This is a genomic window from Allokutzneria sp. A3M-2-11 16, assembly GCF_024213555.1.
GTDB lineage: Bacteria > Actinomycetota > Actinomycetes > Mycobacteriales > Pseudonocardiaceae > Allokutzneria.
Map to the genome: position 1 here is coordinate 22,657 of NZ_JANAVO010000030.1, position 10,100 is coordinate 32,756.

General features: G+C 69.2%; 9 protein-coding genes and 1 pseudogene. 6 read left to right on the forward strand and 4 right to left on the reverse strand.

Annotated elements, in window-relative coordinates; translation table 11 throughout:
• Window position 1: 1 nt before the first annotated feature.
• Window positions 2-1,951, reverse strand: a complete 1,950-nt coding sequence (locus NLX83_RS40025; RefSeq protein WP_254240525.1) for a DNRLRE domain-containing protein — start codon at window positions 1,949-1,951, stop codon at window positions 2-4.
• A 126-nt stretch (window positions 1,952-2,077) separates the two neighbouring features.
• On the reverse strand, window positions 2,078-2,290 hold the full coding sequence (locus NLX83_RS40030) for a hypothetical protein (RefSeq protein WP_254240526.1): 213 nt from the start codon (window positions 2,288-2,290) through the stop codon (window positions 2,078-2,080).
• Between the two features lie 221 nt (window positions 2,291-2,511).
• Here NLX83_RS40030 and eat point away from each other — a divergent pair, with 221 nt between their 5' ends.
• Genes eat through NLX83_RS40060 form a run of 6 tightly spaced genes read left to right on the forward strand, consistent with a single transcriptional unit; the run spans window position 2,512 to window position 8,904 of the window.
• Window positions 2,512-3,942: an ethanolamine permease gene (gene eat, locus NLX83_RS40035; protein WP_254240527.1), complete on the forward strand. Its 1,431-nt coding sequence runs from the start codon at window positions 2,512-2,514 to the stop codon at window positions 3,940-3,942.
• Entirely contained in the window at window positions 3,939-4,658 is a 720-nt protein-coding gene (locus NLX83_RS40040) for a FadR/GntR family transcriptional regulator (RefSeq protein WP_254240528.1), read from the forward strand. The genes eat and NLX83_RS40040 overlap by 4 nt, the downstream gene beginning before the upstream one ends.
• A gap of 50 nt (window positions 4,659-4,708) precedes the next feature.
• A complete protein-coding gene (locus NLX83_RS40045) occupies window positions 4,709-6,052 on the forward strand; it encodes a glutamine synthetase family protein (protein ID WP_254240529.1) in 1,344 nt (447 codons plus the stop codon).
• Window positions 6,033-6,752, forward strand: coding sequence for a gamma-glutamyl-gamma-aminobutyrate hydrolase family protein (locus NLX83_RS40050; RefSeq protein WP_254240530.1), 720 nt, complete (start codon window positions 6,033-6,035; stop codon window positions 6,750-6,752). The genes NLX83_RS40045 and NLX83_RS40050 overlap by 20 nt, the downstream gene beginning before the upstream one ends.
• On the forward strand, window positions 6,749-8,134 hold the full coding sequence (locus tag NLX83_RS40055) for an aldehyde dehydrogenase family protein (RefSeq protein ID WP_254240531.1): 1,386 nt from the start codon (window positions 6,749-6,751) through the stop codon (window positions 8,132-8,134). Before NLX83_RS40050 ends, NLX83_RS40055 begins: the two co-directional genes overlap by 4 nt.
• A gap of 5 nt (window positions 8,135-8,139) precedes the next feature.
• On the forward strand, window positions 8,140-8,904 hold the full coding sequence (locus NLX83_RS40060) for a 3-oxoacyl-ACP reductase (RefSeq protein WP_254240532.1): 765 nt from the start codon (window positions 8,140-8,142) through the stop codon (window positions 8,902-8,904).
• Between the two features lie 70 nt (window positions 8,905-8,974).
• Here the strand turns inward: NLX83_RS40060 and NLX83_RS40065 are convergent.
• Both NLX83_RS40065 and NLX83_RS40070 read right to left on the reverse strand, forming a co-directional pair.
• A pseudogene (locus NLX83_RS40065) lies at window positions 8,975-9,616 on the reverse strand (class I SAM-dependent methyltransferase); the annotation flags it as partial.
• Window positions 9,516-9,869, reverse strand: coding sequence for a hypothetical protein (locus tag NLX83_RS40070; protein WP_254240533.1), 354 nt, complete (start codon window positions 9,867-9,869; stop codon window positions 9,516-9,518). The pseudogene NLX83_RS40065 and the gene NLX83_RS40070, both read right to left, overlap by 101 nt.
• Window positions 9,870-10,100 lie beyond the last annotated feature (231 nt).

Below are 10,100 nucleotides of genomic sequence, written 5' to 3' on the forward strand. Positions count from 1 at the left end.
GCTAAGCGGACTGAACGCGGATCTCGTACCGCAGGATCTCGGACAGGTTGTTCGCCCGATCGACCGAGCGCAGGATCAGGTAGTGGCTGCCCGGCTTCGTCGGAGTCCAGGTCACGGTCGCCTCGCCACCGAGGCGACCGGCGTCGACCACGCGAGTGGGCTCGTCGTTCTGCCACTCCGAGAAGGTGTAGCGGTACTGGCGGACATCGTTGCTGCCATTGGGTTTCAGCGTGAACGTGCCCTGTTTCCCGACACCGGGTGAGACAATCCCCTCGGGGTACTCCTTCGAACTGGCCGAAGGGACTCCCGGCGGGACCGTATCGATCTCGAACTCGCAGAACCGGGACCACCGGCTCGTCGAGTAGTCGCCTGCCCAGACGTGCCACGTGAAGACGCCGTGCCCGGGGATCACCCCGCTCCCGACCTGGACCTCCGCGAACAGCCCGGAAGGCACGTCGGCGACGCGGAACTCGTTGCCGTCCCAGGTGTGGTTGTCGTGCGGCCCGCGCAGGACCCGGAACCCGGCGTCCATGAGCCCGTCGTCCGGATCGGACAGACGCGCCCGCAGCTTCGGCGTCCTGGTGAACACGACCGGACGTTCGGGGCCGACCGCACAGGGGATCAGGCCGCCCTCCATGCCCAGCTCAGCGGGCTCGTTCGGCGGCGAGTTGTAGCGCACCACCAAGGCCGGGTTCACCTCGTAGCGGCGCCAGTCCTCGGACACACCCTCGTTGCGGGCACGCAGGCCGATCGTCACGTGGTGCCAGCCCTCCACGGCGCCCTGGTGCACCGCGCGCGTGACGTCGAACTCGGCTCCCCCATGCCCTGGGCAGTAGCGCGCGTTGTTCGAGACGGCCACGTTGGCGACCTGGTAATGCCAGGCCGGTTGGTGCAGCCAGGTCGTGTCCGCGCCGATGGGACCCGTCAGCCACGCCTCGGTCGGGCCGCCGGAGCAGCCGTAGGAGTGGATCACCCTGGTGCGCAGGGTCGCGGAGAAGATCTGCTTGCCGCGCATCGCGGAGGAGTCCATCTCCACGAACGAACGCGAGTCGAACGTCCGTCCGCGCTCCTGCGCGTAGCCCGCCTTCAGCTCGTTCAGGTCGCCATCCGTGCGGTCGTAGTTCCTCGCGTCCGGCCACGCCGACTGCACGACCGCGTGATGGTTTTTCCCACCGTGCCAAACGAACTCCGGGTCGAGGAACACCGGGAACGTGGTCGCGGGGTCGGCGAGGAAACCCTGGTCCGGGCTGATCGCGATGTCGCTCGCCGACAGCTCGACGCCCATGACCGCGCTCCGGCCGCCCTCGCCCGGACCGACAACGCCGCTCGCGGTGCCCGACGAGTCCCACATCCGCGTTGCGTCACCGGAGAACACCACGGAGCCGGAGCGGTCCACAGCCTCCAGACCGCCCGTCCGCGACCGTGCGACACCCACCTGACGCACGGTCACGTCCTTCGTGTGCTGGCCGAACGCGATCTTGCGGAGCTCCGGATTGCCTGCCGCCTGGGCGTTCTTGACGACGAGGACCTGGCGGAAGCCCTCGACCTGAGCGCGGACGACGAGGTCCACGCCGGGCAGGACTTCGCGATAGGTCGCCTGCGGTCCGTCCAGCACCGGCACCGGAAGCTCGTTCCGCCAGCGCAGTCCGACCTCGCGCGCATCCCGTCCCAGAACCACCAACGGGGAGCTGTTTCCCTTTCCCCCACCGGAAAACCGGAGATCGACCGGTGCCGCGGCGGGCGCGATCGAGCCGTCGGAGCGCTTGACGAGCTTCAGGTCCACCGGCACCCAGCCGGTGCCTCGCCGCACGCGGACGGGCTGGAGGTGCTCCGTCCAGGTGTGGCTGCCGTCCGGGTTCGCCACCACCTCGGTGGTCTCCGTGGTCATGGACCCGACGTCCGCGGCCTCGGCCGGAACAACCAAGAACCCCGCGAACAGAACCGCGAGCATGCCTAGTACGGGCGTGCGCGCACGCCACTTCCCCCTGCTGAACACCCTTTCCCCCTGTGTGAACGGCATGTGGGCCCCAATCCACATGCCGGGCCATGGCCCGTCGCCGGAACTACGAGTCCGGAACTACGAGTGCTGAACGTTCTCCGCCCACATGCGCCAGGCCGACACGCGCGCCCGCAGCTCCGGCGTCCTGGTGAACACGAACGGACGATCCGGTCCGACGACGCGGGGGATGACTCCCCGCTGCATACCGAGTTCGGTCGGCTCGTCCGGCGGCGTCCCCGCGCTCGCGGGCACCGCCTGAACGAGCAGAAAAGACGCGCGTGAGCGCAGCACTGCATCCCCCTTGGACGATTGCGGCTGCGTGCCCCCCATAGCGCGCGAACCGTCACGAAAGCCGACACAGCTTCACTGTGGGCACACCCCTGGCGCAATCGGCCGTTCGGACGACGGTGGGCCTTGACAGGCTGACAGGGGTTTGTAACCTCCCTCACACGGCAGCAATGGTCTAACTGTGGACTATTTGCGTTCCGGGCGGCGAGGGCTGGAGGCGGTCGGTGAGCAGGGACGCGCACTACGACGACGTCGGGCAGGGCTATCTGGAGAAGCGGCAGCTGCGCACCGGGCGGGCCGGGTGGGTGCTGCTGGCCGGGCTCGGAGTCTCGTACGTGATCTCCGGGGACTTCTCGGGGTGGAACTCCGGGCTGGCGCAGGGCGGCTGGGGCGGGCTGCTGCTGGCCACCGCGTGCATGGCGCTGATGTACACCTGCATGGTCTTCGGCCTCGCGGAGATGGCTTCGGCGATGCCAGTGGCGGGCGCGGGGTACGGCTTCGCGCGGCGGGCGCTCGGGCCGCTGGGCGGGTTCGCGACGGGGACGGCGATCCTGATCGAGTACACGATCGCGCCCGCCGCGATCGTGGTGTTCATCGGCGGCTACGTGGAGTCGCTCGGACTGTTCGGGCTGACGAACTCCTGGCCGGTGTACCTGGTCTGCTACGCGATCTTCGTGGGCGTGCACCTCTACGGCGTCGGCGAGGCGCTGAAGCTGATGTTCGTGATCACCGGGGTCGCCGTCGTCGGCCTGCTGATCTTCGTCATCGGCATGCTGCCCGCGGTCGACTGGGCGAAGCTCTTCGACATCGCGCCGACGAATGCCTTCGGTGCCAGCACGTTCCTGCCGTTCGGCATCGCCGGGGTGCTGGCCGCGTTCGTCTACGGGATCTGGTTCTTCCTCGCGGTGGAAGGGGTTCCGCTCGCCGCGGAGGAAGCTCGCGACCCGTCGAAGGACATGCCGAGGGGCATCGTCGCGGCGATGCTGGTGCTGCTGGTGTTCGCGGCGCTGATCCTCGTCGTGGCGCCCGGCGGCGCGGGCAGCAAGACGCTGATGACCTCCGACAACCCGTTGGTGCACGCGCTGCGCGCGGCCTACGGCGGCAACTCGGTGCTGGCGGGCGTGGTCAACTACATCGGGCTGGCGGGGCTCGTCGCGAGCTTCTTCTCGATCATCTACGGATACTCGCGGCAGCTGTTCGCCCTGTCCCGCGCGGGATACCTGCCGCGGGCGCTGTCGCTGACCGGGCGCAGGAAGACCCCGTACCTGGCGTTGATCATCCCGGCCACGATCGGTTTCGCGCTCGCGGCGATCACCCAGAACGGCGCGAAGCTGATCAACATCGCGGTGTTCGGCGCGGCCGTGTCCTACGTGCTGCTGATGGTCTCGCACATCGTGCTCCGCGTGCGCGAGCCGAACCTGCCCAGGCCCTACCGCACCCCCGGCGGCGTCGTGACGACCGGCGTCGCGCTCGTCCTCGCGTGCGCGGCCGTGGTGGCCACCTTCCTCGTGGACATCGCCGCCGCCGGGGTCACGGCGGGGATTCTCGTTGCCGCGCTTGCCTATTTCTGGTTCTACAGTCGGCATCGCCTTGTCGCGCAAGCACCGGAAGAGGAGTTCGAGGCGATCCGGCGGGCCGAGGCCGACCTGGAATGAACATCGATCACACGGTGTTCCGCCCGGTGCGCAGCGGGAACGCCTTCGAGGAGGCCGTGGAGCGGATCCTCCAGTCGATCAAGCTGGGCATCGTGCCGACGGGCGAGCGCCTGCCGCCGGAGCGCGAACTGGCCACCCGGCTCGGGGTCAGCCGGATGACGCTGCGCGAGGCGATCCGGGCGCTGCAACAGGCGGGCTACGTCGAGTCGCGGCGCGGGCGCTTCGGCGGCACCTTCGTCGCCTACCGGGCCAGCGCGGCGCCGCACGACCCGGACGCGCTCGCCAAGGTCGTCGCGAACATGTCGACGGACCTGGACGACGTGCTGACCTACCGCTGGGTGCTGGAGGTCGGCGCGGCCCGCTCCGCCGCGGCGCGGACGCTCACCGCTCAGGAGCGGGACCACCTGGTCACGATCCAGGCCGAGGTGGAGCGGTCCGACGAGGGAACCTACCGACAGCTCGACTCGCGGCTGCACCTGGCGATCGCCGAGATCACCGGATCGCCCTCGCTGGCCTCCTCGGTGGCCGACAACCGGATGCGGGTCAACGAGCTGCTGGACGCGATTCCCTTGTTGCAGCACAACATCGAGCACTCGCACGCGCAGCACCGGGGCATCGTGCAGGCCATCCTGTCCGGCAACGCCGAACGGGCGGGCACCGCGATGGCCGAGCACCTGGACGGGACCGCGGCGCTCTTGCGCGGCTTCCTGTCCTGAAATAAGGTCCATTTTCAGACCATTGGAGGCAACCAGTGCCGCACCCCCCGATGTCCGTCAGCCAGCTGCGGGACCTGGTCGACCGCGGTGAGATCGACACCGTCGTGCTGGCGATGACCGACATGCAGGGCCGGTTGCAGGGCAAGCGCCTGGACGCGCGGCACTTCCTGGACGACGTGCTGCCGCACCACGCGGAGGCGTGCAACTACCTGCTCGCCGTCGACGTCGAGATGTCCACTGTGGACGGATACGCGATGTCCTCGTGGGAGACCGGCTACGGCGACTTCGTCCTCGACCCCGACCTCGGCACGCTCCGCCGCACCCCGTGGCAGCCGGGCACCGCGCTGGTGTTCGCCGACGTCATCTGGGAGGACGGCAGCCCGGTCGCGGCGTCGCCGAGGCAGATCCTGCGCGGCCAGCTGGAGCGGCTCGCCGAGCGCGGGCTGACCGCGATGGTCGGCACGGAGCTGGAGTTCATCGTCTTCCGTGACAGCTACGAGCAGGCGTGGGACAAGGGCTACGACAAGCTCGTCCCGGCCAACCAGTACAACGTGGACTACTCGCTGCTGGGCACCGCGCGGGTGGAGCCGCTGCTGCGGGCCATCCGCAACGGCATGGCGGGCGCGGGGATGAAGGTGGAGTCGGCCAAGGGCGAGTGCAACCTCGGCCAGCACGAGATCGTCTTCCGCTACGCCGACGCGCTGACCACGTGCGACAACCACGGCCTGTACAAGAACGGCGCCAAGGAGATCGCCGCGCAGCAGGGCATGAGCCTGACGTTCATGGCCAAGTACGACCAGCGCGAGGGCAACTCCTGCCACATCCACATCAGCCTGCGCGGCACGGACGGCGAGCTGGTCTTCACCGGTGACCATCCACATGGTATGTCCACAATGGCCGAACACTTCCTCGCGGGCCAGCTCGCCGCGCTGCGCGAACTGACGCTGCTGTTCGCGCCGAACATCAATTCCTACAAGCGTTTCGTGCCGGGGAGCTTCGCACCGACCGCGGTCGCGTGGGGCCGGGACAACCGCACGTGCGCGCTGCGGCTCGTCGGCAAGGGCGCGGGGCTGCGCATCGAGAACCGGGTCCCCGGCGGAGACGTGAACCCCTACCTCGCGGTGGCCGGGCTGATCGCGGCCGGGCTGCACGGGATCGACAACGAGCTTCCGCTGACGGACGAGCTGACGGGCAACGCGTACGCCAGCGACGCCGAGCGCGTGCCGACGACGCTGCGCGATGCCGCGGAGTTGTTCCGTGCCAGCGACATCGCGCGTTCCGCGTTCGGCGATGAGGTGGTCGAGCACTACGTCAACGCCGCCCGGGTGGAGCAGGCGGCCTTCGACGCCGCGGTGACGGACTGGGAGCGGGTGCGTGGTTTCGAACGCCTCTGAAGTTCCCGTCATCGGCATCAGCACGTACCTGGAGGAGACGAGCTGGGGCGACTGGAGCCGCCGCGCCGCGCTGCTGCCGGAGAACTACCTCACGGCGGTGACGAAGGCCGGGGCGATCCCTGTGCTGCTGCCGCCGATGGACGTCGACGTGGCGACCGTACTGCGGCGGCTGGACGGGCTGTTGCTCGCCGGAGGCGCGGACCTGACGCCGGAAAGCTATGGCGCCCAAGCACATCCGAAGACCATCGGCGTCCGGCCCGAGCGGGACGGCTGGGAACACCGGCTGCTGGAAGCCGCGCTGGCGGTGGACATGCCGGTGCTCGCGGTGTGCCGGGGCGCCCAGCTGCTGAACGTCGCGTGCGGCGGGACGCTGCACCAGCACCTGCCGGAGGTGGTCGGCAACGACACCCACCGCATCTCCCCCGGCGTGTTCGGTCCGGTGTCCGTGCGACTCGACGAGCAGCAGCTGCCGGGAAGTCTCCTTGGCTCGCAAGTGAAAGTGCGCTGCTACCACCACCAGTCGCTGGACGCGCTCGGTTCCGGGCTCGTCGCGAGCGGCTGGGCCGAGGACGGTACGGTCGAAGCGGTCGTGCTGCCGGACCGCGAGTTCGTGGTGGGTGTGCAGTGGCACCCCGAGGAAACCCTTGACGACGTGCGGCTGTTCGCCGCTTTCACCGAGGCTGCCAGGAGGCCGTCATGAAGGCCGAAGACCCGCTTGCGCGGTCGAGCATCGACGTGGTCAACCCCGCCACAGAGCAGGTGGTGACCGAGGTCGAGCTGCTGGGCGAGGCCGAGACCGACGCGGCGATCGAGCGCGCGGTCAAGGCAGGTCCGGCCTGGCGCGCTGTGGCGCCCGGCGACCGCGCCCGGCTGCTGGCCCGCTTCGCCGACGCCGTAGACGCCGACCTGGAGCACCTGGCGCGCCTGGAGGTCACCAACTCCGGGCACACGCTGGGCAACGCGCGGTGGGAGGCGGGCAACGTCCGCGACGTGCTCCGGTACTTCTCCGGTGCGCCAGAACGCTTGTTCGGCAAGCAGATCCCCGTCGCAGGCGGGTTGAACGTCACCTTCCGCGAACCGCTCGGCGTCGTCGGGATCATCGTGCCGTGGAACTTCCCGATGCCGATCGCCTCGTGGGGTTTCGCTCCGGCGCTCGCGGCGGGCAACACGGTCGTGCTCAAGCCCGCCGAGCTGACCCCGCTGACCGCGCTCCGGCTCGCCGAGCTGGCCCGCTCCGCCGGTATCCCCGAGGACGTCTTCCAGGTGCTCCCGGGCCGTGGATCGGTTGTCGGGCAGCGGTTCGTGACGCATCCTGCCGTGCGCAAGCTGGTGTTCACCGGCTCCACGACGGTCGGCAAGCAGGTCATGGCGGGCTGCGCGGAGCAGGTGAAGCGGGTGACCCTGGAGCTGGGCGGGAAGAGCGCCAACATCGTCTTCGCCGACTCCGATCTGGAGAAGGCGGCCGCGACCGCGCCGTACGGGGTCTTCGACAACGCGGGGCAGGACTGCTGCGCGCGTTCGCGAATCCTGGTGCAGCGCGGTGTCTACGACAAGTTCCTGGAGCTGCTCGAACCAGCGGTGCGCGGTGTTCGCGTCCAAGATCCGTCCACTGAGGACAGCGAGATGGGCCCGCTGATCTCGGCGACGCAGCGGGACCGCGTCGCGTCCTATGTGGACCCTGACCGGATCGCATTCCAGGGAACGTGCCCCTCAGGTTCGGGATTCTGGTATCCGCCAACGGTTCTGCTGCCTGTCGACTCACAGGATCGGGCGTGGCGCGAGGAGGTCTTCGGCCCGGTGGTGTCCGTGCTGCCGTTCGAGGACGAGGCGGACGCCGTGCGGCTGGCCAACGACACCGAGTACGGCCTGTCCGGTTCGATCTGGACCCGTGACGTCGGGCGGGCGCTGCGCGTCTCCCGCGCGGTCGAGGCGGGCAACCTCTCGGTGAACTCGCATTCCTCGGTGCGGTTCTGGACGCCGTTCGGCGGTTTCAAGCAGTCCGGTCTCGGCCGGGAGCTCGGCCCCGACGCGCTGGACGGGTTCACCGAGGTCAAGAACGTCTTTGTGGCAACGGAGGAATGAGGGTCATGCAACGTCTCCAGGACAGGGTCGCCGTGATCACCGGCGGGGCCAGCGGTATTGGGCTCGCCACCGCAAGGCGCTTCGCCGAGGAGGGCGCGCGGGTCGTCATCGTCGACCTCGACTCCTCCGCGGGCGAGGCCGCAGCCAAGGAGGTCAACGGCGACTTCCAGTACGCCGACGTGGCCAACGAGGAGGACGTGCGCCGGTTGTACGCGGCCGTGCACGGCATGCACGGGCGCATCGACATCGCGTTCAACAACGCGGGCATCTCACCGCCCGAGGACGACTCGATCCTCACCACCGGTATCGAGGCGTGGCAGCGGGTCCAGCAGATCAACCTGACGTCGGTGTACCTGTGCTGCAAGTACGTGCTGCCGTACATGCGGGAGGCGGGCAAGGGCTCCATCATCAACACCGCCTCGTTCGTCGCCGTGATGGGCGCCGCGACCTCGCAGATCTCCTACACCGCGTCCAAGGGCGGCGTCCTCGCGATGAGCCGGGAGCTCGGTGTGCAGTTCGCCCGCGAGGGCATCCGCGTCAACGCGCTGTGCCCCGGCCCGGTGAACACCCCGCTGCTGCGCGAGCTGTTCGCCAAGGACCCCGAGCGCGCCGCGCGCCGCCTCGTCCACGTCCCGCTGGGCCGCTTCGCCGAGGCCACCGAGATCGCCGCCGCCGTCGCGTTCCTGGCCAGCGATGACTCCTCGTTCATCACCGCGTCGCAGTTCCTCGTGGACGGTGGCATCTCCGGCGCCTACGTCACCCCGCTCTAGGTCAGAGCACGCACGCGGGTCGGTCGCCGCCCTGTTCGGGAACTCGACCAGGGCGGCCCGAACCTGCCAGCTAGTTGTGCTCAGGGGCTTCGAGGACGAAGAACAGGAAGCCCGGGAAGGCGTTGAGGATGTCGAACTCGCCCGGGAACTGCTCGCGCGCGGCGGGCACGGGTTTGGCCTCGTGGATGACGGAGATCCGGAATCCCGCCGCGGTGAAGGCGCCGGTCATCGCGTGCAGCGGCCGGTTCCAGAAGGTCAACTTCGTGGTCCGGCCGCCGAGGGTCCACTCTTCGACGCGGTGCTCCGTCGCGAAGTAGTTGGGCTGGGCACCGGCTTGATGCTGGAGGAGGACGATCGCGAACGGGTTGTCCACCGAGACGATGAGCCGACCCCCGGGCCTGAGCACGCGTCGCACCTCGGCGAGCGGCGGTTCCCAGTCCCGCAAGTAGTGCAGCACCAGGGATGCCACGACGTCGTCAAAGGAGTTGTCGGCGTACGGCAACGGTTCCGCCAGATCAGCGACCCGCAGGTCCACGTCGGCGCCGAGCCTCCTGCGGGCCTGCTCCAGCATCCCCGCGCTGGCGTCGAAGCCGCTCACCACGGCGCCCCGCTCACGCAGCTCGGCGAGCAGCTGCCCCGCCCCGCACCCGGCGTCCAAGATTCGCCGACCGGCCACATCCCCCGCGAGGGCCAGGGTCGCGGGCCGCTCGTAACGCCTCCTCCCCATCGATGTGCAGCAGGAAGTCCACGACGGCCTCGGCGACGCGTTCGTACGTCGATTCCCATGCCGCATCATCGAACGGCTCCGCGCTGAGCAGACGGAGTTCATCCACGAAGAGCGGGCGCACCGCTTCGAATCCGAGGCGGGGCCGCAGGCGCGCCGTGAACCACGGCATGTCCACGGTGACGTCGTGCAGCTCCGCGAGGACCGTGTCCCCGGAGCGCACCAGCCACACTTCCATCACGCTGCCCTCGCTATCTGTTCCTCGTGAACGGCGTGGGTCCGTTGCACCCCTTACCTTTTCAGCCCACGCCCGCACCACGCTGGAACCGTCACGTTCCAGCGTCACTTCCGGGCCGTCCGTCCACTGTGGCCGTCCCGGGGCTATAGCACCAATGGGCAATCCACCCTGATGTTCCGCAACGGCACCTGATCAGGATCGATCCACTTCGGAGGGATGAACGCCGGTATCCCA

Excerpts from the sequence above, each read along its gene's own strand:
- NLX83_RS40055 (WP_254240531.1), top strand. The coding sequence starts at position 6,749 with ATGAAGGCCGAAGACCCGCTTGCGCGGTCGAGCATCGACGTGGTCAAC.
- NLX83_RS40025 (WP_254240525.1), bottom strand. The coding sequence starts at position 1,951 with ATGCTCGCGGTTCTGTTCGCGGGGTTCTTGGTTGTTCCGGCCGAGGCC.
- NLX83_RS40045 (WP_254240529.1), top strand. The coding sequence starts at position 4,709 with ATGTCCGTCAGCCAGCTGCGGGACCTGGTCGACCGCGGTGAGATCGAC.
- NLX83_RS40060 (WP_254240532.1), top strand. The coding sequence starts at position 8,140 with ATGCAACGTCTCCAGGACAGGGTCGCCGTGATCACCGGCGGGGCCAGC.
- NLX83_RS40040 (WP_254240528.1), top strand. The coding sequence starts at position 3,939 with ATGAACATCGATCACACGGTGTTCCGCCCGGTGCGCAGCGGGAACGCC.